Source organism: Curtobacterium sp. MCBD17_028 (genome assembly GCF_003234875.1).
In the GTDB taxonomy this organism is placed as follows: domain Bacteria; phylum Actinomycetota; class Actinomycetes; order Actinomycetales; family Microbacteriaceae; genus Curtobacterium.
The window spans coordinates 294,835-319,193 of sequence record NZ_QKTQ01000001.1 but is presented as its reverse complement, the minus strand read 5'-3'; the positions used below and the strand labels follow the sequence as shown (position 1 = coordinate 319,193).

The following is a 24,359-nucleotide window of genomic DNA, read 5'->3' as shown; positions in this document are numbered from 1 at the left end:
GCTCCATGACCACTTCCGCATTCGTCGGCCAGTCGGCCCCGACCTCGACGCCGGACTTCGCGGCCTCGCGGGTGGGCCGCAAGGGCAACATCATCGTCAACTGGATCACGTCGACGGACCACAAGACGATCGGGTACATGTACCTGATCGCCTCGTTCCTGTACTTCCTGCTGGCGGGGGTCATGGCGCTCGTGATCCGTGCGCAGCTCTTCGAGCCCGGCCTGCACGTCGTGGCGACGAAGGAGCAGTACAACCAGCTGTTCACGATGCACGGCACGATCATGCTGCTGCTGTTCGCGACGCCGCTGTTCTCCGGGTTCGCGAACGCGATCATGCCGCTGCAGATCGGCGCGCCCGACGTCGCCTTCCCGCGCCTCAACGGCTTCGCGTTCTGGCTGTACTTCTTCGGCGGCCTCATCGCGGTCGGCGGGTTCCTCACGCCGCAGGGTGCCGCCTCGTTCGGATGGTTCGCCTACGCGCCGTTGTCGGACACCACGTTCACACCAGGTCTCGGCGGGACGTTGTGGGTCTTCGGCCTGGGCCTGACCGGCTTCTCGACGATCCTCGGTGCCGTGAACTTCATCACGACGATCATCACGATGCGCGCGCCGGGCATGACCATGTTCCGCATGTCGATCTTCACCTGGAACACCCTCATCACCGCGCTGCTCGTGCTGATGGCGTTCCCGGTGCTCGCCGCGGCGCTGTTCGGACTCGGCCTCGACCGTGTGTTCGGTGCGCAGGTGTTCAACCCTGCCAACGGTGGTGCGCTGCTCTGGCAGCACCTGTTCTGGTTCTTCGGCCACCCCGAGGTCTACATCATCGCGCTGCCGTTCTTCGGCATCGTGTCCGAGGTCTTCCCGGTCTTCAGCCGGAAGCCGATCTTCGGCTACAAGACGCTCGTCTACGCCACGATCACCATCGCGGCCCTGTCGGTGACGGTGTGGGCGCACCACATGTACGTCACCGGCGGCGTGCTCCTGCCGTGGTTCTCGCTCATGACGATGCTCATCGCGGTCCCGACCGGCGTGAAGATCTTCAACTGGGTCGGCACGATGTGGCGCGGCTCGGTCACGTTCGAGACGCCCATCCTCTGGGCCATCGGGTTCCTCGTGACGTTCACCTTCGGTGGCCTCACGGGCGTGATCCTCGCCTCGCCGCCGCTCGACTTCCACGTGTCCGACTCGTACTTCGTCGTCGCGCACTTCCACTACGTGGTGTTCGGCACGGTCGTGTTCGCGATGTTCTCGGGCTTCTACTTCTGGTGGCCCAAGTGGACCGGGAAGATGCTCAACGAGCGCCTCGGCAAGATCCACTTCTGGCTGCTGTTCATCGGGTTCCACACGACGTTCCTCATCCAGCACTGGCTCGGCGTCATCGGCATGCCCCGTCGCTACGCCACGTACCTGCCGCAGGACGGCTTCACCTGGATGAACCAGCTGTCGACCATCGGCGCGATGATCCTCGGCGTCTCGTTCCTGCCGTTCATCTACAACGTCTACGTCACCGCGCGGCACGCGCCCAGCGTCGCCGTGAACGACCCGTGGGGCTACGGCCGCTCGCTCGAGTGGGCGACCTCCTGCCCGCCGCCGCGGCACAACTTCACCTCGATCCCGCGCATCCGGTCGGAGTCGCCGGCGTTCGATCTGAACCACCCCGAGGCGGGGATCCCGATCGGTGTCGGTCCGGCGATGGACGCTCCGGACGCGCAGACGCACGACGCGGCGACAGGCAAGACCCGGAACCCGAACCAGACCGACCAGAAGTTCTGAGGAACCATGCGCGCTAGTACCAACCTGTTCTGGATCCTCGCGATCTTCTTCTTCGTGGCGGACGCGGCGTACACGATCTGGGGCATCCTCGCCACCAACCAGATCGAGTGGGTGGGCACGGTCTCGATCGGTCTCACCGGGATCCTGGGGGTGTTCATCGCCTTCTACCTGGGCCGGACGTTCGCAGCGCAGGACGGCGTACTGCCCGAGGACCGCACCGACGCGAACATCGAGGACGGTGACGCCGAACTCGGTCACTTCAGCCCCTGGTCCTACTGGCCGATCACGCTCGCGGCCGCGGCGGCGATCTGCTTCCTCGGCGTCGCAGCCGGGTGGTGGATCTTCGCCATCGGCGCCTCCATCGGGATCGTGGCGCTCGTCGGCTGGACCTACGAGTACTACCGCGGCAACTTCGGACACTGATCCGCACCTGACGCTCATCGGGCGGCACCCTCACCGGTGCCGCCCGACGTGCGTCCGGGCCGATCCCGACCGGTCCGATCGGACGCGGTCGACACCCGCACATCCATCCGAAAGGAGTCACCCCTGGTGACCGACAAGCGCACTCTCATCGTCTTCGGCGCAACCGGCGACCTCGCCGCCCGGCTGCTGCTCCCCGGCCTCGGGACGTTCCTCCAGAGCGCCCGTTCCGTCCCCGTCAAGCTCATCGGCACGGGCCGGAGCGCCCGCTCGGAGGAAGCCTGGACCAAGGTCGTCAAGGACGCCTTCGATTCGCAGCACGTCTCGGGGCCCGAGGTCGACGCGACGCTCGAGTCGACGGTCTTCATGCAGGGCGACCCGAAGGACCCGGCCCACCTCAAGGCCATGCTCGACGCCGCCGAGGGCGAGCCGGTGTTGTACTTCGCGCTGCCGCCGCAGATCGCGTCGGACATCTGCGACGCCCTGGCGGAGCTCGAACTCCCCGAGGGCACGACCCTGGCGTTCGAGAAGCCGTTCGGCACGGACGTCGAATCGGCTCGGGCGCTGAACGAGACCGTCCTCCAGCTCGTCCCCGAGGAGCGCGTGCACCGCACCGACCACTTCCTCGGCCGGTCGACCGTGCTCAACATCATCGGTCTGCGGTTCGCCAACCGGATGTTCGAGCCGATCTGGAACGCGGACAACATCGAGAAGGTCGAGATCCTCTACGACGAGACCCTCGGCCTCGAGGGCCGCGCGCAGTACTACGACGACGCCGGTGCGCTCGTCGACATGATCCAGAGCCACCTGCTCCAGATCCTCGCGCTCGTCACGATGGACGCGCCCGCTGCGGTTGACGCCGTCGAGCTGCGGTCGTCGCTCGCCCGGGTGCTGCGGTCGACCCACCTCGTCGACGACGACCCGCTCAAGGCGAGCCGGCGTGCGCGCTACGTCGCGGGCACGATCGACGGCAAGGAGCTGCCGTCGTACGCGGACGAGGACGGCGTCGACCCCGAGCGCCAGACCGAGACCCTCGCCGAGATCAACGTCGAGGTCGACACCGCCCGCTGGCAGGGCGTGCCCTTCACGCTTCGTTCGGGCAAGGCGCTCGGTGCGAGCTGTAAGGAGGTCCTCGTCACCTTCAAGCCGGTGCCGCGACTCCCGTCCGGCCTCGAGGGACAGCCGGTGTCGGACACGCTGCGCATCGTCCTCAACCCGGACGAGATCGAGCTGAGCCTGTCGGCGAACGGTGGGGGCAACCCGTTCGAGATGGGGCAGATCGTCCTGTCGTCGTCGTTCGACAGTGGCGAGCTCACGCCCTACGGTGAGGTCCTGAGCGGGATCTTCCACGACGACCCGCTGCTGTCGATCCGCGGCGACGTCGCGGTCCGCTGCTGGGAGATCGTCCAGCCCGTCGTGGACGCCTGGAAGCGTCGCGAGGTCCCGCTCGACGACTACCGTGCCGGCTCGCGTGGCCCCGCCGACTGGGAGTCCTCGTCCTGATCCCCTGACGTCGATCGTCGTCCGACGCGACCGCGGCTTCGCCCACACCGGTGGTGCTGCGGGTGGTGCCGTCGTTCTGGGCCTCCCGGGTGCGGATGCCGGGCCCGGCCTCGCCGCGCGCCCGGCGGATCGCGTCGGCGGCGGTGACGAGGGTCAGGTGCGACAGCGCTTGGGGTGTGTTGCCGATCTGCCGGCCGTGCTCGACGTCGTACTCCTCCGAGAGCATCCCGACGTCGTTCGCGAACCCGACGAGCGTGTCCATGAGGCGTTCGGCGTCCTCGATCCGGCCCGACGCCGCGTACTGCTCGACGAGCCAGAACGAGCAGGCGAGGAACGGGTGCTCCGATCCAGACAGGCCGTCGAAGCCCGCGGTGGTGCGGTACCGGAGCAGCAGTCCGTCGGGTCCGGTGCGGAGGTCGTGCTCGATCGCGGCGACGGTGCCGAGCATGCGGGGGTCGTCGGGCTTGCAGAAACCGATCTGGGGGAGGACGAGCAGCGAGGCGTCCACCTCGTCGGTGTCGTAGTGCTGCCGGAAGGTGTTCCGCACCGGGTCGTAGCCCTGCGTCTCGATCTCCTCGCGGACCCGGTCACGGAACCCGCGCCAGCGCTCGACCGGCCCCTCGAGTCCGAACTCCTCGACGGCGGCGACACCGCGGTCGAACGCGGCCCAGATCATCGCGCGTGAGTGCGTGAAGTGGCGGCGCGGCCCACGCATCTCCCAGATGCCGTTGTCGGGGTCCTGCCAGTGCTCCTCGACGTAGGCCAGGAGTGCGCGCTGCAGCGACCAGCTGTCCGCGTTCTCCTCGACGCCGAGCTCGCGTGCGTCGTGCAGCGCCGCCAGGACCTCGCCGAAGACGTCGCCCTGATACTGCGTGTAGGCGCCGTTGCCGACGCGGACCGGGCGGGAGTCCTCGTACCCCGCGAGGTGGTCGAGGGTGCGCTCCGGGAGTTCCCGCTCGCCGGCGAGGCCGTACATGATCTGGACGTCGGCGGGGTCACCGGCGATCGCGCGGAGCAACCAGTGCTTCCAGCCGTCCGCCTCGTCGCGGAACCCGTGCGCGAGGAGCGCCGCGAGCGTCAGCGACGCGTCGCGCAGCCACACGTACCGGTAGTCCCAGTTGCGTTCGCCGCCCGGGTCCTCCGGGAGGCTCGTGGTCGCTGCCGCGGCGATCCCGCGGGTGTCCTCGTGCGTCAGCGCACGGAGCACGAGCAACGAGCGGTGCACGGCGTCGGCGTAGCGGCCATCGGTGGCGTCGCCGGCGGCCCAGTGGCGCCACCAGCCGACGGTCTCGTCGAGGACGGCGTCGACCTGCGGGGGCGTCGGCGGCTCACGATGGGACGGGTACCAGGTCAGCGTGAGGTCGACCGTGCTGCCGGCCTCGACGGTGAACCGGCTCTCGTGACGGTGGCCCTCCGCATGGAGGCGCGGTCCACGGACGACGATCGAGTCCGGCCCCGCGGTGGCGAGCAGGACGTGCGCGTCGTCGTGGCCGATCTGCCGCATCCACGGCACCGTCGCTCCGTAGCCGTACCGGATCCGCAGTTCCTGCCGCATCGCCACCGATCCGCGCACCCCGCGGACCCGTCGCACGAGGTCGGCGCGCCGGTCCCCGGACGGCATGAACTCGGTCACCTCGACGACGCCGGTGGAGGTCGTCCAGGTCGTCACGAGGACGAACGTGTCGTCGAGGTAGCGGCGTGTGGCGGTCGCGGTGTCGTCGTCCGGTCGGAGCAGCCAGCGACCGTCGTCCTCGTCGCCGAGGAGCGCGGCGAACGCGGACGCGCTGTCGAACCGGGGCAGACACAGCCAGTCGATGCTGCCATCCCGGCCGACGAGCGCTGCGGTGTGGCAGTCGCCGATGAGTGCGTAGTCCTCGATGTGGAGCGCCATCGGTCCAGCCTGTCACCCTGCGGGTCCCGCGTCCGGCGGGAGGGAGTCGGCTGTGCACTCCCGCAGGGGAGCCGGTGTCCGGACGTCCGGATCGGCACGCCGACACGGGTCAGCGCCGGGTGATCCCGACGTCGGCGAGTGCCTCCCAGAGCCCGGCGCCGTCCGGGGCGTAGACCCACGGAGCGGCCGAATTGCGGCTGCGTTCCTGAGCCCGGGAGCGTCCGCCGGCGAGCACGGCCTCGCTCGTCGAGAGCTGGCGGATCGCGACCCCGGAGACCTTGCCCTCGTGCTCCGCCACGAACTCGCCGTACAGCTCCTCGTCGTGCTGGCCGTCGTCGCCGACGAGCAGCCATCGGACGTCCGGGAAGTCGGCGGCGAGCCGTCGGAGGTTCTCCTGCTTGTGGAGCCGTCCGCTGCGGAAGAAGCGGTCGTGCGTCGGACCCCAGTCCGTGAGGAGCAGGGCGCCGGGCGGGTACATGTTGCGAGTGAGGAACCGGTTGAGCGTCGGCGCGACGTTCCAGGCGCCGGTCGACAGGTAGACCACCGGAGCGCCCGGGTGCTGACCCAGGATCCGCTCGTACAGCACGGACATCCCGGGGACGGGGCGGCGGGCGTGCTCCGTGAGGACGAACGAGTTCCATGCCGCCAGGAACGGGCGGGGGAGGCTCGTCACCATGATCGTGTCGTCGACGTCCGAGACGACGCCGAAGCGGGTCGACGGATCCACGACGAACACCGGCGCGTGGACGGGACGCGAACCGCCAGCGGCGAGCGTGACGGTCTGCCAGCCGGGCTCGAGGTCGAGCGGGACACGCGTGTCGACCACGCCGCCCCGGTCGGCCTGCACGCGGTGCGTGGCACCACCGGCGGTGACGGTGACCTCGACGTCATCGACGGCCACGCTCGTGAAGCTGCGCCAACCGCGGACGCCCTCGTAGCTGGCGTCGGAGGCGAGGCCACGCCGCGTGAGCAGGACCCGACAGAGGACCCGGACCCATCCCGGCGCCCCGTACCCGGTGTACGGGACGACCGTCGGCACGAGACCGCGAGCACGTGCCCGCCGCTCCCGGAACTCCTGGACCGCGTCCTCGACGCGGGCGGCGCGGTGCAGGATCGGGTCGACCAGCGCGGCATCCGGCATCGTCCGATCGGGCATCGCACCATCATTCCACGCCCCGGTGGGCGCCGGTCGGTCGGCCGACCCTCTGCCGAGTCGCCGCCGCCATCGGCCGCGGTCGGGTGATGTCATGACGCCGCGCACGGGGACGCGGGTGATCCGTCGGTCGGTGCGTGCACCGTGCCGGTCGCGTCGCCCCTCCCGTCCTGCCCTGGCCGGACGGGCGTCCCACGACACGCGTTGCCTCCGAGGAGTCGAAACGCAGCGTCGACCCAGGCGCTCGGTGCGACCATTGTGACCGTCACATCAACACGTCGGCGGGTCCGTCGCCCGTCGCGGCGCGGACGCCCGTTCGTCCCGCCGCCATCGGCCGCTCGGGCCGTCGACCAGCATCGCGTTCGCGCGAGGAGGAGAACACGTGCTCGTCACCGAGGTATCGAACGCACTGCCGGGGGGATCATCACTGCTCAGGAACGAGCCGGTCCAAGCCCGCAGTTCGGCGCGCCTCGCCGGGCTCCTCGACGCTGCGGCCGCGGTGATCGACGAGATCGGGCTCGAGCGCCTGACGACCGCCATGGTCGCCGAGCGGGCCGGAGCCTCGATCGGGACGGTCTACCGGTACTTCCCGGATCGCATCGCGGTCGTGGAGGCGCTCGCGATCCGGTGCGCCCAACGGCTCGCCGAGCGGTTCGTCTCGTCGATCGACGCGAGCGGCGCGACGACGTGGGAGCAGGGCGCGGACGCGCTCATCGACATGACGGTCGAGATGTACCGTACGGAGCCGGGGTTCCGTGCGGTCCGCTTCGGTGACGTCACCGAGGGCGACGACGGCACCGAGGACCGGATGTCCCAACTGGGCGGCGCGGTCGCCGTCATCTTCCGCGAGCGCTTCGGGTTCCCGGACTCCGAGCGGATGAGTCGGGCGTGGACCGTCCTGACCGAGGCCGGGCACGCGGTCCTCGCCCGCGCACACCGGGTGCCCGGTGCCGGGGACGCCGCACTCGTCGAGGAGTTCCGGGCGATGTCCCGCGCGTACCTGCGATCGGTCCTCGCCGACGCCTGACCCGGGGCCACCGGACGACGCCCGCTCCCGCTCTCGGGGGCGGGCGTCGTCGTCCGCCACGTCACGATTCGTCATCGTCCCGACGCGAGCGTCGGCGGACCCGGGTACGCTCCTGACCGTCCGTACCCCTCCGGTGCGGTGCGCTCGTACCCCGCTCGATCGGTCGATCCGGCGGAGCAGGGCGTCGGATGTCCGCGTACGCAATCCGTGATTGCCCATCGCGCCGAAGCATGCTTCAGTACGTGGGCGGGACGACCTCCACCCATCGGCGGGAGATCGACGGGCACGCGTCCACCAGACGCACCCAGGAACCGGAAGGGCCAAGCATCCATGATCGAGTTCCGATCGGTGCGCAAGCAGTACCCGGACGGCACCACCGCAGTCGAGCACTTCGACCTGGTGATCCCGTCCCGGACCACGACGGTCTTCGTCGGGTCGAGCGGCTGCGGCAAGACCACCCTGCTCCGGATGATCAACCGCATGGTGGACCCGACCGCGGGCAGTGTCGAGATCGACGGCGAGGACGTCGCGGCGGTCCCGCCGGTCGGACTCCGCCGCCGCATCGGGTACGTGATGCAGAACAGCGGACTCCTGCCGCACCGGAAGGTCGTCGACAACATCGCGACCGTGCCGCTGCTGACCGGTGTCCCCAAGGCCCGCGCACGGGAGCGTGCGCTCGAGCTCATGGACACCGTCGGACTCGACCGCGGCCTCGCCGACCGGTACCCCTCGCAGCTCTCGGGGGGTCAGCAGCAGCGTGTCGGGGTCGCCCGTGGCCTCGCCGTCGACCCGAACATCCTCCTCATGGACGAGCCGTTCGGCGCGGTCGACCCCCTCGTGCGGACGGATCTGCAGAACGAGCTCATCCGGCTCCAACGAGAACTCGGCAAGACCGTCGTGTTCGTGACCCACGACATCGACGAGGCCTTCCGCTTGGGCGACCAGGTCGTCATCCTCCGCAAGGGCGGGGTGATCGCGCAACAGGGAACGCCGGCCGAGATCATGTCGTCGCCCGCCGATGACTTCGTCGCCGACTTCGTCGGTGCCGGTCGCGGCCGCCGCGCCCTCCGCATCGAGCAGACACCCGGTGGTCCCATGGTGGTCGACGCCGACGGTCGTGCCGCCGGTGTGCTCACCGGACCCGTCCCATCCGTCTCCGAGGCCGCCGCGTACCCCGCGGCGGGTGCTGCGGCGCAGGGTGGGAGCGCGTCGTGACCTGGGTGTGGTCGAACCTCGACATCATCTGGTCGGACACGCTGGCGCACCTGGCGACCGCATTGCCGGCGATCGTCGTCAGCTTCCTCCTGTCGATCCCCATCGGGTGGCTCGTCGTCAAACTGCGCAGCCCCTCGACGGACGGCGGGGCGCCCCGGAGGCTCGCCCGGGGGACCGGCGGCGGCATCGTCGCCGTCGCCAGCCTGCTCTACGCGATCCCGTCCCTCCCGTTGTTCATCGCGCTGCCGGCGGTGATCGGCACCGACCTGCAGGACCCCGTCAACATCGTCGTCGCGCTGACGCTGTACGGGCTCGCGCTCATGGTGCGGTCGACGGCCGACGCGCTGTCGTCCGTCGACCCGGCCACGCAGGCAGCCGCCGTCGCCATGGGGTACTCGCCGGTGCAGCGGTTCTTCCGGGTCGACCTGCCGCTCGCGGGACCGGTGCTGCTCGCCGGCCTCCGGGTCGTCTCGGTGTCGACGATCTCGCTGACGACGGTCGGCGCGGTGCTCGGGGTGCAGAGCCTCGGGTCGCTGTTCACGGACGGCATCCAGCGCACGATCCCCGAGGAGATCGGGTCCGGGATCGTCATGGTCCTGGTCCTGGCGTTCGTGCTCGACGGCCTGCTCGTGCTGCTCGGGCGGTTGGTGCTCCCATGGACCCGGTCCATGCCCCGCGCCACGCGACGGCGCGCCGCCCGATCCACCGCACCGGTCGCGGAGGTGACCTCGTGATCATCGGCCAGGCGTTCGCGTGGGTGTTCGACCCCACCAACTACCCCGGACCCACCGGCATCCCGACGCGCCTCTGGGAACACGTGTGGATCACGCTCCTCGCGGTCGGGATCGCCGCGGTCATCGCGATCCCGATCGGGTTCGCGATCGGACACACCGGTCGCGCGCGGAGCGTGGCGATCGCCCTCTCCGGCGGCATCCGTGCGTTGCCGACGCTCGGCGTGCTGACGCTGCTCGGCATCGCGCTCGGCGTCGGACTGTCCGCCCCGCTCATCGCCCTGGTCGTGCTCGCGATCCCGTCGGTGCTCGCCGGCGCCTACGCGGGCATCGAGGCCGTCGACCCGGTGACCGTGGACGCGGCCCGTGCCATGGGCATGACCGAGTGGCAGATCCTCTGGAAGGTCGAGATCCCGCTCGGCCTGCCGCTGCTCATCGGGGGCATCCGGGCCGCGGTCCTCCAGGTCGTCGCGACGGCGACCCTCGCGGCATACGTCGGGGCCGGCGGTCTCGGCGGCTACCTGTTCCTCGGCCTCAAGATCCAGGACTACGCGGAGATGCTCGGCTCGTCGATCCTCGTGATCGCACTCGCCATCGTCTTCGAGATCCTCTTCGCCGGGTTCCAGCGGGCGGTGGTGCCCGCGGGCGTCGCCGGCCGTTCGGGCTCGCGTTCCCGGGTGACGCACGCGTCCTCCCACAATCCCCTCCCGGAAGGAAACCCCTCGTGACCACAGCAACCAGACTCCGCCTCGGCATCGCGGCCGCACTGGCCGTCGGCGCCGTCGCGGCGCTCACCGGCTGCTCCTCGAGCAGCCCCATCGCGGGCAGCAGCGCGTCGTCCGCCGCCGGGTCCTCGACCATCGTCGTGGGCTCGCAGCAGTACTACTCGAACGAGATCATCGCCGAGCTGTACTCGCAGGTGCTCGAGCACGACGGCTACGACGTGAAGCGGAACTTCAACATCGGGCAACGTGAGGTCTACCTGCCGCAGATGCAGAAGGGCGCGATCGACGTCATGCCCGAGTACAGCGGCAACCTGCTCCAGTACTACGACAAGAAGTCCACGGCGTCGAGCCCCGCGGAGATCGCCGCGGGTCTGAAGTCCGCCCTGCCGAGCGGGATCCGTGCGCTCCCCGCAGCGGCGGCGACGGACCAGGACAGCTACACGGTCACCAAGCAGTTCTCGCAGCAGAACCACGTGACCAGCCTGGCCGACCTGAAGGACGTCTCCACGAAGCTGACCGTCGGGGGGAACTCCGAGTTCCAGACCCGTCCCTACGGGCCGAACGGCCTCAAGTCCACCTACGGTGCCACCGTCGGGTTCACCGCGATCGAGGACTCGGGCGGCGCGCTCACCGTCAAGGCGCTCAAGGACGGCACGGTGCAGCTCGCCGACATCTACAGCGCCGACCCGAGCATCAAGGCGAACGACTTCGTCACCCTCAAGGACCCGAAGCACCTGATCCTGCCGCAGAACGTGACGCCGATCGTCTCGAAGAAGGTGACCGGCAAGGCCGCCACCGACATCGAGAAGGTCGACAAGGCCCTGACCACGTCCGCGCTGATCCAGCTCAACACCGAGAGCACCGTGGACAAGGAGAAGTCGGCGCAGATCGCCAAGAAGTTCCTCAACGACAAGGGACTGCTCTGAGCACAGCGGCGCACTGACCACCGACACGGGGACGGACGCCGGGCGAGTGCCCGGCATCCGTCCCCGTGCGGCGTGCGGCCCGGCTCGGTTCGGTACCCTTGATCGTCGGTCACCCGCTCGTGTGCGGTGACCCGTCCCTCCCGACCGAATGAGAGTTCCGTGACCATCGAGCAACACGTCGAGGACCCGCACGCCTACGACCCCCGGCGCATCCAGGACAAGTGGCAGCGCATCTGGTCGGACCTCGGGCTCTTCACGACGGACCCGGAGGACCGCCGCCCGCGCAAGTACATCCTCGAGATGTTCCCGTACCCGTCCGGAGACCTGCACATGGGTCACGCCGAGAACTGGGCACTCGGCGACTTCGTCGCCCGGTACTGGCGGCAGCAGGGCTTCAACGTGCTGCACCCGATCGGGTGGGACTCGTTCGGCCTGCCCGCCGAGAACGCGGCCATCAAGCGCGGGATCGACCCCCGCGCCTGGACGTACGCGAACATCGAACAACAGAAGGCCTCGTTCAAGCGCTACGCCCCGTCCTTCGACTGGACGCGCGAGCTGCACACGTCGGACCCCGAGTACTACAAGTGGAACCAGTGGTTGTTCCTCAAGATGTACGAGAAGGGCCTGGCGTACCGGAAGGACAGCTGGGTCAACTGGGACCCGGTGGACCAGACCGTCCTGGCGAACGAGCAGGTGTTGCCGGACGGCACGTCCGACCGCTCGGGCGCCGTGGTCGTCAAGAAGAAATTGACGCAGTGGTACTTCCGGATCACGGACTACGCGGACCGGTTGCTCGATGACCTCAACCAGCTCGAGGGCACCTGGCCGGCGAAGGTCATCGCCATGCAGCGCAACTGGATCGGTCGATCCGTCGGCGCCGACGTCGACTTCGTGATCGAGGGGCGGGACGAACCCGTCACCGTCTTCACGACGCGACCCGACACGGTCTTCGGCGTCACGTTCCTCGTCGTCGCCCCGGACAGTGACCTCGCCGCCGAACTCGTCGCGTCGTCGGACGACGCGACGCAGGCGGCCTTCGCCGAGTACCTGACCGAGACCCAGGCGACGAGCGAGATCGACCGGCAGAACGCCGACCGGCCGAAGACCGGTGTCCCGCTCAACCGGTTCGCCCTGCATCCGGTCACGGGGGAGCGCCTGCCCATCTGGGCGGCCGACTACGTGCTCGCGGACTACGGCCACGGTGCGGTCATGGCGGTGCCGGCCCACGACCAACGCGACCTCGACTTCGCACGCGTGTTCGGCCTCCCGGTCAAGGTGGTCGTCGACACGAACGCGGCCGTCACCGGTGCCCTCCCGGTGATCCCCGAGGGCGCGACCCTCGAGGACTTCGACCTGCCGCCACTCGACCCGGCATCGACCGGTGTCGCGCTGACCGGACAGGGGCGGATGATCGCGTCCGGTCCGCTCGACGGCATGAGCAAGCAGCACGCGATCCAGGCTGCGATCCGGCTGCTCTCGGAGAAGGGCACCGGTCGCGCCGCCAAGACGTACCGACTGCGCGACTGGCTCATCTCCCGCCAGCGGTACTGGGGCACGCCGATCCCGATCATCCACGGCGACGACGGCACCGAGTACCCGGTGCCCGAGGACCAGCTCCCCGTGCTGCTCCCGCCGAGCGAGGGACTCGACCTCAAGCCGAAGGGCACGAGCCCGCTCGGCGGCGCCGAGGACTGGGTGAACGTGCCGAACCCGGTGGACGGCACTCCTGCCAAGCGCGACGCCGACACGATGGACACCTTCGTGGACTCGTCGTGGTACTTCCTGCGGTTCCTGAGCCCGAACGACGACACCCAGGCGTTCGACCCGGCCGAGGCGCGCAAGTGGGCGCCCGTCGACCAGTACATCGGCGGCGTCGAGCACGCGATCCTGCACCTGCTCTACGCGCGGTTCGTCACGAAGGTCCTGTTCGACCTCGGGTACATCGACTTCACCGAGCCCTTCAACGCGCTGCTCAACCAGGGCATGGTGCTGTCCGGCGGGTCGAAGATGTCGAAGTCGAAGGGCGGCGTCAGCCTCGGGGACGAGCTCGACGCGCACGGGGTCGACGCCATCCGTCTGGTGATGGGCTTCGCCGGTCCGCCGGAGGACGACATCAACTGGGAGGACGTCTCGCCCGCCGCGAGCGCGCGCTTCCTCGCTCGCGCCTACCGCCTGGCGGTGGACGTGACGTCGGCTCCGAACGCGGTGTGGGCCGAGGGCGACCGTGCGCTGCGCCGCGTCACCCACCGGTTCCTCGCCGACGCGCCCGGTCTCATGGAGTCCTTCAAGTTCAACGTCGTCATCGCGCGGCTCATGGACCTGGTCAACGTCACGCGCAAGGCCATCGACTCGGGTGTCGGGCCGGCAGACCCCGCGGTGCGCGAGGCCACCGAGACCGTCGCGCTCGGTCTGAGTGTCTTCGCGCCGTACACCGGCGAGGAGATGTGGGAGCGGCTCGGGTACGAGCCGTCGGTGGCGACACACGGTTGGCGGAAGGCCGATCCCACCCTGCTCGTGCAGGAGAGCGTCACGGCGGTCGTGCAGGTCAACGGCAAGGTGCGCGACACGTTCGAGGTGCCGCCGTCGATCGACGCGGACGCCCTGGAGGCGCTGGCCCGGTCCTCCGCATCGGTGCAGCGGTTCATCGGTGAGCGCGAGATCGTCAAGGTGATCGTCCGCGCGCCGAAGCTGGTCAACATCGCGATCCGGGGCTGACTGCCCTCCGCGCCCACTCCTCCACAATGGCCCCGCTGGGGCGTCCCGACACAGGACGCACCGGCGGGGCCGTTCGGCGTCGGGAGCGCCCCTAGCGTCGGAGCATGACGGGAGACGAGTTCGACGACACCGCACCGGTCCGCACCTGGATCCGGCCGCGCGCCCTCGTGGTCGTCGCCATCGCCGTGACGGTCGTGGCGCTCGTGCTGTTGGCGGTGGGCGCACTGACCGACCACGCCACGACGGTCCAGCGCTCCGCCGATGCGGTCTCGGTGTCGGCGCCCGCCACGGCGTCCACGGGAGTGGTCCCCCCAGCGGCGACGCCCGCGACCGTCGTCGTCCACGTGCTCGGGGCCGTCGCCACGCCGGGCCTCGTCGAGCTCCCGGTCGGTGCCCGCGTCGACGACGCGGTCACCGAGGCCGGCGGGGCGGCCGACCACGCAGACCTGAGCCGGGTGAACCTCGCCCGGCCGCTGGTGGACGGCGAGCAACTGTACGTGCCGCGTGACGGCGAGGACGACGTCCCCGAGGCTCCGGGACCCGTCGTGGGGGGCGGGAGTGCGTCCGTCGGTGGTGGGGAGGGCCCGACCCTGGTGGACCTCAACACCGCCGATGCCACCGCCCTGGAGACCCTGCCCGGCATCGGACCGGCGCTCGCCGACCGGATCGTCGCGTGGCGGACCGAGCACGGTCGGTTCTCGAGCGTCGAGGACCTGCTCGACGTCAGCGGGATCGGTGACGCGACCTTCGCGGACCTCCGGGACCGGGTGCGGGTGTGATGTCGCTCGGTGCGCCACGTCCCGATCTCCGCCTCGTCGTGCCGGTGGCCGTGGCCTGGGTGGTCGCGGTGGTCCTGGTCGCCAGTCCCGCGCACGCGGTCCCGGTCGCCGTGGCCGCGGGAGTCGCCGCGGCCACAGCGGTCCTGGTCGTCCTCCAGGCGGTCCGTCGCGGGCGGGCGGGCCCGCCACCCCGAGCGCACAGCGGACCGCTCGGCGTCGTCGGCCTCGTCGCGCCCACCCTGCTGCTCGTGGCCCTCGTCGCGGTCGCCGTCGACGTGCGTGACGCCGTCCGGCGTCCGGAAGCCATCCGAGCGATCGACGACGGGGCGGCCGTGGTCGCCGAGGTCGTGCTCGAGCGCGACGGCGAACCGGGTGTGCGAACGGTCCCCGGGCGCCTCGTCCGGATGGAACACCGCGCGGGTGGCGAGACGAGCACGACCACCGGCCTCCGCGTCCCCGCCCGCGTGGTCCTCGCGGAGCCGGGCTCGACGGAGCACGGCCCGGGTGCCAGCGACGTCGCCGTCCCACTCGTCGCGGGTGCCACGGTGCGTGTGCAGGCGGAGCTGGTCGCCGGGGCGCCGGGTGCGATCGCGTCCGTCCTGCTCTTCACCCGGGGCGACCCCGAGGTCGTCCACGCTCCCGCGGCGCTGCTCCTGGCCAGCACGATCGCCCGCCGCGCGTTCGCCGAGGTCACCGGGAGACTGCCCGGCCCCGGATCCGGCCTGTTGCGCGGGCTCGCGATCGGGGACCGGAGCGGTATCGACGACCGGACCGCGGATGCGATGGAGGTGACCGCACTGACGCACCTCACCGCCGTCTCCGGCTCGAACTGCGCGGTGCTCGTCGGACTCGTGATGCTCGTCGGCCGGGCCGCACGCGCCCCGCGACTGGCGCGTGTCGTGGTCTCGGTCGTCGTGCTCGGCGCATTCGTCCTGCTCGTGCGGCCGGATCCGAGCATCGTGCGCGCGACGATCATGGCGGTCGTCGTGCTCGTCGTGCACCTGCGTGGACGACCCGTGCAGGGCGCACCGCTCGTGGCGCTGGCGACCATCGGCATGCTCGTCGTCGACCCGTGGCTCGCCCGGTCCTTCGGGTTCGCGCTCTCCGTCCTGGCCACCGCGGGGGTCGTGGTGGTCGCCCCGGTCCTGGCGTCGCGTCTCGCCGGACGACTCGGACCCGTGGTCGCGGCGTCGCTCGCGGTACCGGTCGCGGCGCAGGCCGCGTGCTGGCCCGTCACCGTGGTGCTCGCGCCGTCCATCCCGACGTACGCCGTGCTCACGAACCTGGTCACGGAGCCGTTGGCTCCCGTCGCGACCGTCCTCGGGCTGGCGGCGTGCGCGCTCGCGCCCATCTGGTCGACCGGTGCCTGGTTCCTCGCGGCCGCCGCGTGGGCACCCGCCGCGGTCATCGCCGTCGTCGCGCGGGCGGCCGCGGCACTCCCGTTCGCGGTGGTCCCCTGGCCGGCCGGCCCGTTCGGCGCCGCGACGGCCGCACTGGTGAGCGCGGCGGTCGTGGCGGCCGTGTTCGTGCGCCGTGCTGCACGGGCGGTCCCCGTGGCCGCGGCGGTGGTGGTCGGGGTGATCGGCGTCTCGGTCGTCGTCGTGCCCGACGCCGTCGTCCGGGGGAGCGTCCCCGCCGACTGGTCGCTCGCGGCCTGCGACGTCGGCCAGGGCGACGCGGTCCTGGTGCGGCGGGACGACGCGGTCGCGCTCGTCGACACGGGCGACGAGCCGGAGCGGCTCGAGCGCTGCCTCGACCTGCTGGGGATCGACCGGATCGACCTCTTCGTGGCCTCGCACTACGACCGCGACCACGTGGGTGCGGTCGGGGTGGTAGCCGACCGTGTCGGGACCGCCCTCGTCGGCCCGCTCGGCCGCGCGGCGGACGCCGACGTCGTCGCCACCCTGCGGCGCGCGGGTGCCGACGTGGTCACGGCGGGCGCAGGCACCGCCGGCACGCTCGGGGATCTGCCGTGGCGGGTGGTGTGGCCCCCTCCGTCGACCACCGAGGGCGGGAACGACGCGAGCGTCACGGTCCTGTTCGAGCCGTCCCGGCGTTGCTCCGACTGCCTGTCGTCGCTGTTCCTCGGCGACCTCGGCGAGGCGGCGCAGCGACGGCTGCTCGCCATGGTGACGGCAGCCGGAGGCTGGCCACCCGTCGACGTCGTCAAGGTCGCGCACCACGGCTCCGCCGACCAGGACCCGGCGCTGTACCGAGCGGTGTCGGCTCGGGTGGGCATCGTGAGCGTGGGTGCCGACAACCCCTACGGGCATCCCACCGACCGCGCGCTCGCGATGTTGGAGGCAGCGGGCACGGCGGCGCTCCGCACCGATCAGAACGGCACGATCGTGCTCTCGGCGTCGGGCGGCGACCTCCGGGTCTGGCGCGAGCGGCCCGACCGAGGCGATCCCACTACGGGGGTGTCGCCGGTCGCCCGTACACTGCTGGAGGTCGGTCGGGTCGGAGCCCGGCGTGGACCGGGTCGGGCACGGTCGGGTCCACCAACGTCCCGAGCGGGAGGCACACCATGGCGGCGAAGAGACCAGCGCGCGCAGCCGCGGCGATCGACCAGGTCCCGTGGTCGGCGATCCGGCCGGCACCGGTCGTCCTCGTGACGGGACCCGAGACCTTCCTCGCCGAACGAGCGATCACCTCGCTGCGCGATCTCCTGCTCGCCGAGGACCCCGCACTCGAGGTCCACGATGTCGAGGCCGACCAGTACGCGCCTGGGCTGCTCGCGACCCTCGCCAGCCCCTCGCTGTTCGGCGAACCCCGCCTCCTGCGCGTCGTCCAGGTCGAGAAGTGCACGGACGCGTTCATCACCGAGACCCTCTCCTACCTCCAGGCCCCGGCCGACGACGTCACGCTCGTGCTCCGGCATGGCGGCGGCGTCCGCGGGAAGAAACTGCTCGACGCGATCCGTGGCGGCACCGGCGGCGGGATCGAGGTCCAGTGCGACGAACTGAAGAAGGAGACCGACCGGATCGACTTCGTCCAGGCCGAGTTCCGCGCCGCGCGCCGGAAGATCAGCCCGTCCGCGGTCCGCACCCTCGTCGCGGCGTTCGCGGACGACCTCGCCGAACTCGCTGCCGCCTGTCGTCAGCTGCTCGCCGACGACGACCAGGAGATCACGGACCGGACGGTGGACCGGTACTACGGCGGCCGGGTCGAGACGAACGCCTTCAAGGTGGCCGACATCGCGCTCGCCGGTCGATCGGGGCCGGCCGTCGTGCAGCTCCGGCACGCCCTGGCGACCGGCGAGGCCCCCGTGCCGATCGTCGCGGCGTTCGCGAGCAAGATCCGCACGATGGCGAAGGTCAGTTCCTTCCGCGGGTCGAGCGGGCAGGCGGCATCGGCGCTCGGGCTGGCACCGTGGCAGGTGCAGCGGGCGCAGCGAGACGTCCAGGGCTGGAGCGAGGCCGGCCTCGCGAACGCGATCCTCAGCATCGCGGCCGCCGACACGGCGGTGAAGGGCGGGTCCCGCGACGCCCACTACGCGCTCGAGGTGATGGTCCGCGTCATCGCCCGCCGCGGTGAGGGGACCTGACCGGGGCGGGCATGGTCCGCCGGGTGCTGATCCCGTAGGCCGGATCCGCCGGGTGCCGACCCCTGCGCAGTGCGGACCCCTGCGCAGTGCCGACCCCTGCGCCGTGCTGACCCCCAAGCCCGAGCTGCGCCGCGCCGGACACGCGGAACGCCCCCGGCACCGAGGTGTCGGGGGCGTTCTGCGAGGTGCGGCTCGGCCAGCGCTCAGATCAGAGCGCGGCGACCTTCTTCGAGATCGCGGACTTGCGGTTCGCGGCCTGGTTCTTGTGGATGACGCCCTTGCTCACGGCCTTGTCGAGCTTCTTCGTCGCGACGACGAGGGCGGCGGTGGCCTTGTCCTTGTCGCCGGCGGCGATGGCCTCGTTCGTGTGGCGGATGTACGTCTTGAGCTCGCTCTTGTAGGCCTTGTTGCGCTCCTGGGCCTTCAGGTTGGTCTTGATGCGCTTCATCTGCGACTTGATGTTCGCCATGCGGTTCTGCTTTCTGTGTGTCTCGGACGGGTGAACGCGATCACAGGGATAGAGGGTCCGATCGCGGATCGCGCTCCACCTGTGGGAGATGGAACACGCAAGCCAGCGAGCAATGTTACCAGGACCACGAGGAGCGATCAACGCGCCACCCCTCGACTAGCGTTGCGCCATGCCATCGCTCGCGCCGCACATCAGCACCGTGCCCGACTCCGGCATCCGGCGGATCTACGAGCAGGCTCTGCTCCTCGACGACGCCATCATGCTCGTGGTCGGCGAGCCCGACGTGCCCGTGGCCCGGCACATCGGCGACGCGGCGCGACGCGCGTGGACCGAGGACCGGACCAACTACACGCCGAACGGCGGGATCGCGCCACTGCGGCGGGCCCTCCAGGAGAAGCTGTCCCGCGAGAACCGGATCGACGCCGAGATCGAGCAGGTCTGGGTGACGGTCGGGGCGACCCAGGCCCTGCACCAGGCGATGGCACTGCTGCTCGCGCCGGGCGACGAGGTCCTCGTGCCGGACCCCGGCTACACGACCTTCACCATGAACGCCCACATGCTCGGTGCGGTCCCGGTGCCGTACGAGCTCGCACCGGCGCACGGGTTCGAGCCGGACCTCGACGCCCTCGAGGCGAGCGTGACCGACCGCACGCGCGTGCTCCTGCTCAACTCGCCGTCGAACCCGCTCGGGTCGGTGGTCGGCGCGGAGACCGTGCAGCGGCTGCTCGCCTTCGCCCGTCGGCACGACCTCTGGGTCATCAGTGACGAGGTCTACGAGTACTTCACGTTCGGCGCCCGCCATGTCAGTCCCGCGTCCCTCGACGAGGACGACCGGGTGTTCAGCGTGTTCTCCCTGAGCAAGACGTACGCGATGACCGGCGTGCGCGTCGGGTACCTCGTCACGCCGAGGGGCATGGCGGGGACCATGCGGACGGTGCAGGAGGCCACGGTGAGCTGTGTCGCCGAACCCGACCAGTTCGCGGCCCTCGCGGCCATCGTCGGGGACCACTCGGCCGTCCAGGAGGCCCGTGACCACTACCGCGCGAACCTCGAGGTGGCGCGAGAGGTCCTCGACGCGAAGGGCATCACGTACAACGACCCCGAGGGCGCGTTCTACCTGTGGATCGACGTCGCGCACGCGACCGACGGGGACGTCGCGGCATGGGCGGAGCGGTTCCTGCTGACGGAGCGCGTCGCGGTGGCGCCGGGCAGCGCGTTCGGGAGGGCCGGTGAGGGGTGGATCCGCGTGTGCCTGGCCGCGGACCCCGCGGTGCTCCGCGAGGGTCTCCGTCGTCTCCCGGACCCGCGCTGACGACCCTGCCGGCAGGGTCGCTCCCGTCCTCGCCGCGGTCGCCGCGGCCGGGTCTGGCCGCATCGGTCGGCTGCGCGTGGAACAATCGACCGATCCACCGCTCGACCTCAGAGGAACCGTGAGCCCACAAGCATCCGCACCACTCGAACCCGCGTCGACGGCGGCCGGGGCGATCCGCAACTTCTGCATCATCGCCCACATCGACCACGGCAAGTCGACGCTGGCCGACCGCATGTTGCAGATCACCGGCGTCGTCGAGGAGCGTGCGATGCGGGCGCAGTACCTCGACCGGATGGACATCGAGCGCGAGCGCGGGATCACCATCAAGTCGCAGGCCGTGCGCATGCCGTGGGAGCGTGACGGCCAGACGTTCGCCCTGAACATGATCGACACTCCGGGCCACGTCGACTTCTCGTACGAGGTGTCGCGGTCGCTCGCCGCGTGCGAGGGCGCGATCCTGCTCGTCGACGCCGCCCAGGGGATCGAGGCGCAGACCCTGGCCAACCTGTACCTCGCGCTCGAGAACGACCTCGAGATCATCCCGGTCCTCAACAAAATCGACCTGCCCGCCGCGGAGCCGGACAAGTACGCCGCCGAGCTGGCGCAGCTCATCGGCGGCGACCCGGCCGACGTCCTGCGCGTGAGCGGCAAGACCGGCGTGGGCGTGGCGGAGCTGCTCGACCGGGTCGTCGAACGCATCCCGGCGCCGGTCGGTCGCCCGGACGCCGAGCCGCGGGCGATGATCTTCGACTCGGTCTACGACAGCTACCGCGGTGTCGTCACCTACGTGCGCATGGTCGACGGGCGGATCAGCCCCCGCGAGAAGATCCAGATGATGTCGACCCGCACCACCCACGAGATCCTCGAGATCGGGGTGTCGAGCCCGGAGCCGGTACCGACGAAGGGCCTGGCGGTCGGCGAGGTCGGGTACCTCATCACCGGCGTCAAGGACGTCCGGCAGTCCAAGGTCGGCGACACCGTCACGAGCGCCGCGAGGCCCGCCACGGAGGCGCTGGCCGGGTACACCGACCCGAAGCCGATGGTGTTCTCGGGGCTGTACCCGATCGACGGCAGCGATTACCCGGACCTGCGCGAGGCACTCGACAAGCTGAAGCTGTCCGACGCCGCACTCGTCTACGAACCCGAGACCTCGGTCGCGCTCGGCTTCGGGTTCCGCTGCGGGTTCCTCGGGCTGTTGCACCTCGAGATCATCACGGAGCGGCTGTCCCGCGAGTTCGGACTCGACCTCATCACCACCGCGCCGAGTGTGGTCTACGAGGTCACGACCGAGGACAAGAAGACCGTCGAGGTCACGAACCCGTCGGAGTTCCCGTCGGGCAAGATCGCCAGCGTCAAGGAGCCCGTCGTCCGCGCGGCGATCCTGGCGCCGAAGGACTACGTGGGCGCGATCATGGACCTGTGCCAGTCGCGCCGCGGCACGATGCTCGGCATGGAGTACCTCGGCGAGGACCGCGTCGAGCTCCGGTACTCGATGCCGCTCGGTGAGATCGTGTTCGACTTCTTCGACCAGTTGAAGAGCCGCACGCAGGGGTACGCGAGCCTCGACTACGAGCCCATGGGGGACCAGGAGGCCGACCTCGTCAAGGTGGACATCCTGCTCCAGGGAGACCAGGTCGACGCCTTCAGCGCGATCGTCCACCGGGACAAGGCGTACGCGTACGGCGTGCTCATGACCGGTCGCCTGCGCGAACTCATCCCGCGGCAGCAGTTCGAGGTCCCGATCCAGGCCGCGATCGGTGCGCGCATCATCGCGCGCGAATCGATCCGTGCCATGCGCAAGGACGTCCTGGCGAAGTGCTACGGCGGTGACATCACCCGCAAGCGCAAGCTCCTCGAGAAGCAGAAGGAGGGCAAGAAGCGCATGAAGATGGTGGGTCGCGTCGAGGTCCCGCAAGAGGCGTTCATCGCTGCGCTCTCCGGTGACACCGAGGCCAAGGACGCCAAGAAGAAGTGACCGCCGACGGTCCGGGGAGCGCCCACGCCGCACGTGCCGGTGCTGACCGCGACGCCCTGACCTACGCGCCCGAGGGCGGATCGCTCGCCCCCGACCTGGTGACGGCCCCGCCAGCGGGGTACCGCGCACGGCAGGACGCCGCGCGGATCGGGCGCGGTCGTGCCTGCCACGACCGCACGGTCGACGCCGTGCTCCGCTGGGAGATCCAGGAGCGCGTCGGGATCCGGGTGGAACCGGAGGTCCGGGAGACCCAGGACCACCGGGAGACCCAGGACCACCGGGAGACCCAGGACCACCGGGAGACCCAGGACCACCGGGAGGCCCGGGAGGACCCGGACGGTCCGCACGACCCGTCCCGACCCGGGCGACCGCACCCGCGCCTCCGCGCCGGAGACCGTGCTGTCCTGCACATCCGCGCGTACGGCGTCACCACCCACGCGCCGGTCCGCGCCGTCCGCGTGGTCGACGAGGAGACCCGCGGCGGCTTCGCCTACGGCACCCGTCGCGGGCACCCCGAGTCGGGCGAGGTCGCGTTCCTCGTCGAGCACCGTCCCGATGACACGGTCTGGCTCGTCGTGCGGTCGTTCTCACGACCGGCGAACCGACTGTGGGCGCTGCTCTGGCCGTTCGTGCAGTGGAAGTCGCGGCGCACGACGGCGCGCTACCTGCGGGTCCTCGCCGGGGGGAACGACCCCACGCTCGGTACGATGGGCGGATGAGCACCCGCGGCAGCCACCGCCCCACCGCCCTGACCTACGGCGCCGTCGGGGCGACCCAGGCGCCGGACCTCATGACCTACCCGCCCGAGGGGTTCACGCCGAGCGAGTCCCGCACGCGCATCGGCCACGGCGACCAGCGGTTCGAGACGGCGTGGGTCCAGACCCTGACCTGGCAGATCCAGGAGCGCAGCGGCATCCGGGTCCGCGTGGAGGACGTCCCCGACGACGACGAGGTCGGCTACACCCCCGTCGAGTTCGACGACGAGGGTCGTCCGGTCACAGCGGCCTCGATCGGCGGCGGGACGACCGAGCGGTTCGCGCCGGACGGCACGCCGTTGCTGACCGCGGGGACGACCGCGACGCTGACGATCCACGCGTACGGGCGGGTCGTGCACGCCCCGGTCCGCGTCGTCTCGGTGATCGACGAACCGGACCGCAAGGGCTTCGCGTACGGCACGCTCGAGGGCCACCCGGTGTCGGGCGAGGAGTCCTTCGTCGTCGAGCGCACCACGGACGGCTCGGTGTGGCTGCAGGTGCGGCAGTTCTCGCAGCCGTCGTCGCGCGGGTGGCGGTTCCTCGGCCCGTTCCTCCGACGCCAGCAGCGGCGACTCGCCCAGGCCTACCTGCAGGCGTTGCTCGGTTCCGACTGACGATCGCGCGCCGGGCCGTTCAGACCAGGGGCCGGAGCGCGGCGACGGCGTCCAGCAGGGTGTCGGCACCCTCCGCGCAGTCCGCGACGACCGCGACCGCGCTCGTCCTGCCGAGCTCGTCGACGTCGTGCACGCCGGTGGCGACCGCGATGAACGGGATGCCCGCCGCGTCGGCGGCGGTGCCGTCGCGGGGCGTGTCCCCGATGACCACCACCCGGTTCCCGCGGAGGTCCGCGGCCGCCCGGCGCGTCAGCGCCTGCCGCTCGACGTCCTCGTCCCCGAAGTACGAGTGCGCCCAGTCGAACGCGTCCGGGTCGAACCCGGCGCTGGCGAGCTTGAGGCGAGCCCGACCCGCGGAGTTCCCGGTGAGCAGCGCGGAGCGCCAGCCACGATCGGTCATGCGTTGCAGCAGGGCCATCACACCCGGCGCGGGCGTCCGCCGCTCACCCGACCGGTAGCGCTCCTCGGACAGGCGTTGCAGGTGTCCGCGGACGGTCTCGGACAGCTCCGGGTCGAGCCCGTGGGCCCGGAGGGCCTCGAGGATGATCCCGGCGTCGGTCCGGCCGTGCTGGTGTCCGACGAGCTGCTCGAGGTCCCGGCCCACGGTGCGCTCGAGCGCGAGGTGGTACAGGCTCCCGGGGACGGCGGCGTTCTCGACGAGGGTCCCGTCGACGTCCCAGAGGACGATGGTGCCGACGACGCTGTCGGCGCTGGGTTCCGGGTCCGTGCTCCCGGAGGTGGTGCTGTCGTGCATGGGACCATCATGGCGACCCCGTACCGGCCGCGCGACCGGTGGTGTGACCCGGGGACGGCGGCACGGTGGGACAATG

19 protein-coding genes and 1 pseudogene are annotated in these 24,359 nt (G+C 70.9%); 16 read left to right on the top strand and 4 right to left on the bottom strand.

The window, feature by feature from the left end:
- Positions 1-5: 5 nt before the first annotated feature.
- From ctaD to DEI86_RS01455, 3 genes are all read left to right on the top strand, one after another.
- Positions 6-1,772, top strand: a complete 1,767-nt coding sequence (gene ctaD / locus DEI86_RS01465; protein WP_111012618.1) for a cytochrome c oxidase subunit I — start codon at positions 6-8, stop codon at positions 1,770-1,772.
- Between the two features lie 6 nt (positions 1,773-1,778).
- Positions 1,779-2,195, top strand: a complete 417-nt coding sequence (locus tag DEI86_RS01460) for a cytochrome c oxidase subunit 4 (RefSeq protein ID WP_111008651.1) — start codon at positions 1,779-1,781, stop codon at positions 2,193-2,195.
- A 123-nt stretch (positions 2,196-2,318) separates the two neighbouring features.
- Entirely contained in the window at positions 2,319-3,695 is a 1,377-nt protein-coding gene (locus DEI86_RS01455; RefSeq protein ID WP_111048732.1) for a glucose-6-phosphate dehydrogenase, read from the top strand.
- Between the two features lie 148 nt (positions 3,696-3,843).
- Here the strand turns inward: DEI86_RS01455 and DEI86_RS01450 are convergent.
- Together DEI86_RS01450 and DEI86_RS01445 are read right to left on the bottom strand one after the other, a co-directional pair.
- Positions 3,844-5,586, bottom strand: a pseudogene (locus DEI86_RS01450) (glycoside hydrolase family 15 protein); the annotation flags it as partial.
- Positions 5,587-5,695: 109 nt separating this feature from the next.
- Positions 5,696-6,742 (bottom strand): App1 family protein, encoded by a 1,047-nt coding sequence (locus DEI86_RS01445; RefSeq protein WP_111008653.1) that lies wholly within the window; start codon positions 6,740-6,742, stop codon positions 5,696-5,698.
- 379 nt (positions 6,743-7,121) lie between these two features.
- Between DEI86_RS01445 and DEI86_RS01440 the strand changes: the two genes are divergently transcribed.
- The 9 genes from DEI86_RS01440 to holA all read left to right on the top strand — a co-directional run bounded on the left by DEI86_RS01440 (position 7,122) and on the right by holA (position 18,404).
- Positions 7,122-7,766, top strand: coding sequence for a TetR/AcrR family transcriptional regulator (locus DEI86_RS01440; RefSeq protein ID WP_181434655.1), 645 nt, complete (start codon positions 7,122-7,124; stop codon positions 7,764-7,766).
- A 330-nt stretch (positions 7,767-8,096) separates the two neighbouring features.
- The gene (locus DEI86_RS01435; RefSeq protein ID WP_111048622.1) at positions 8,097-8,981 is read left to right on the top strand and encodes an ABC transporter ATP-binding protein; all 885 of its coding nucleotides are present in this window, start codon (positions 8,097-8,099) and stop codon (positions 8,979-8,981) included.
- Positions 8,978-9,715 (top strand): ABC transporter permease, encoded by a 738-nt coding sequence (locus DEI86_RS01430; protein ID WP_111008656.1) that lies wholly within the window; start codon positions 8,978-8,980, stop codon positions 9,713-9,715. Before DEI86_RS01435 ends, DEI86_RS01430 begins: the two co-directional genes overlap by 4 nt.
- Positions 9,712-10,440: an ABC transporter permease gene (locus DEI86_RS01425; RefSeq protein ID WP_111012858.1), complete on the top strand. Its 729-nt coding sequence runs from the start codon at positions 9,712-9,714 to the stop codon at positions 10,438-10,440. Before DEI86_RS01430 ends, DEI86_RS01425 begins: the two co-directional genes overlap by 4 nt.
- On the top strand, positions 10,437-11,363 hold the full coding sequence (locus DEI86_RS01420) for an ABC transporter substrate-binding protein (RefSeq protein ID WP_111048621.1): 927 nt from the start codon (positions 10,437-10,439) through the stop codon (positions 11,361-11,363). The genes DEI86_RS01425 and DEI86_RS01420 overlap by 4 nt, the downstream gene beginning before the upstream one ends.
- 159 nt (positions 11,364-11,522) lie before the next feature.
- Complete coding sequence (leuS, locus tag DEI86_RS01415) at positions 11,523-14,078, top strand: leucine--tRNA ligase (RefSeq protein WP_111012612.1); 2,556 nt, start codon at positions 11,523-11,525, stop codon at positions 14,076-14,078.
- 104 nt (positions 14,079-14,182) lie between these two features.
- Positions 14,183-14,857 (top strand): ComEA family DNA-binding protein, encoded by a 675-nt coding sequence (locus DEI86_RS01410; protein ID WP_111008659.1) that lies wholly within the window; start codon positions 14,183-14,185, stop codon positions 14,855-14,857.
- Positions 14,857-17,472, top strand: coding sequence for a ComEC/Rec2 family competence protein (locus DEI86_RS01405; protein ID WP_146244843.1), 2,616 nt, complete (start codon positions 14,857-14,859; stop codon positions 17,470-17,472). The genes DEI86_RS01410 and DEI86_RS01405 overlap by 1 nt, the downstream gene beginning before the upstream one ends.
- Positions 17,385-18,404, top strand: a complete 1,020-nt coding sequence (gene holA, locus DEI86_RS01400; protein ID WP_111048619.1) for a DNA polymerase III subunit delta — start codon at positions 17,385-17,387, stop codon at positions 18,402-18,404. The genes DEI86_RS01405 and holA overlap by 88 nt, the downstream gene beginning before the upstream one ends.
- Positions 18,405-18,612: 208 nt before the next feature.
- Here holA and rpsT read toward each other — a convergent pair whose 3' ends face one another.
- Complete coding sequence (rpsT, locus tag DEI86_RS01395) at positions 18,613-18,873, bottom strand: 30S ribosomal protein S20 (RefSeq protein WP_111008662.1); 261 nt, start codon at positions 18,871-18,873, stop codon at positions 18,613-18,615.
- A 169-nt stretch (positions 18,874-19,042) separates the two neighbouring features.
- On the opposite strand from rpsT, the gene DEI86_RS01390 reads away from it, so the two are divergent.
- The 4 genes from DEI86_RS01390 to DEI86_RS01375 all read left to right on the top strand — a co-directional run bounded on the left by DEI86_RS01390 (position 19,043) and on the right by DEI86_RS01375 (position 23,529).
- Positions 19,043-20,185: a pyridoxal phosphate-dependent aminotransferase gene (locus DEI86_RS01390; RefSeq protein WP_111048618.1), complete on the top strand. Its 1,143-nt coding sequence runs from the start codon at positions 19,043-19,045 to the stop codon at positions 20,183-20,185.
- Positions 20,186-20,303: 118 nt separating this feature from the next.
- The gene (lepA, locus tag DEI86_RS01385) at positions 20,304-22,160 is read left to right on the top strand and encodes a translation elongation factor 4 (RefSeq protein ID WP_111048617.1); all 1,857 of its coding nucleotides are present in this window, start codon (positions 20,304-20,306) and stop codon (positions 22,158-22,160) included.
- The gene (locus tag DEI86_RS01380; RefSeq protein ID WP_220038479.1) at positions 22,157-22,879 is read left to right on the top strand and encodes a DUF1990 family protein; all 723 of its coding nucleotides are present in this window, start codon (positions 22,157-22,159) and stop codon (positions 22,877-22,879) included. Before lepA ends, DEI86_RS01380 begins: the two co-directional genes overlap by 4 nt.
- Positions 22,876-23,529, top strand: a complete 654-nt coding sequence (locus DEI86_RS01375) for a DUF1990 family protein (protein ID WP_111048616.1) — start codon at positions 22,876-22,878, stop codon at positions 23,527-23,529. The genes DEI86_RS01380 and DEI86_RS01375 overlap by 4 nt, the downstream gene beginning before the upstream one ends.
- A 19-nt stretch (positions 23,530-23,548) precedes the next feature.
- Here the strand turns inward: DEI86_RS01375 and DEI86_RS01370 are convergent, their stop codons facing one another.
- Positions 23,549-24,283, bottom strand: coding sequence for an HAD family hydrolase (locus DEI86_RS01370; protein WP_111048615.1), 735 nt, complete (start codon positions 24,281-24,283; stop codon positions 23,549-23,551).
- Between the last annotated feature and the right edge of the window lie 76 nt (positions 24,284-24,359).

Coding starts and splice junctions, on each gene's coding strand:
- ctaD (WP_111012618.1), top strand. CDS start 6: ATGACCACTTCCGCATTCGTCGGCCAGTCGGCCCCGACCTCGACGCCG.
- DEI86_RS01460 (WP_111008651.1), top strand. CDS start 1,779: ATGCGCGCTAGTACCAACCTGTTCTGGATCCTCGCGATCTTCTTCTTC.
- DEI86_RS01445 (WP_111008653.1), bottom strand. CDS start 6,742: ATGCCCGATCGGACGATGCCGGATGCCGCGCTGGTCGACCCGATCCTG.
- DEI86_RS01435 (WP_111048622.1), top strand. CDS start 8,097: ATGATCGAGTTCCGATCGGTGCGCAAGCAGTACCCGGACGGCACCACC.
- DEI86_RS01410 (WP_111008659.1), top strand. CDS start 14,183: ATGACGGGAGACGAGTTCGACGACACCGCACCGGTCCGCACCTGGATC.
- DEI86_RS01405 (WP_146244843.1), top strand. CDS start 14,857: ATGTCGCTCGGTGCGCCACGTCCCGATCTCCGCCTCGTCGTGCCGGTG.
- holA (WP_111048619.1), top strand. CDS start 17,385: ATGGCGGCGAAGAGACCAGCGCGCGCAGCCGCGGCGATCGACCAGGTC.
- rpsT (WP_111008662.1), bottom strand. CDS start 18,873: ATGGCGAACATCAAGTCGCAGATGAAGCGCATCAAGACCAACCTGAAG.
- DEI86_RS01390 (WP_111048618.1), top strand. CDS start 19,043: ATGCCATCGCTCGCGCCGCACATCAGCACCGTGCCCGACTCCGGCATC.
- DEI86_RS01375 (WP_111048616.1), top strand. CDS start 22,876: ATGAGCACCCGCGGCAGCCACCGCCCCACCGCCCTGACCTACGGCGCC.
- DEI86_RS01370 (WP_111048615.1), bottom strand. CDS start 24,283: ATGCACGACAGCACCACCTCCGGGAGCACGGACCCGGAACCCAGCGCC.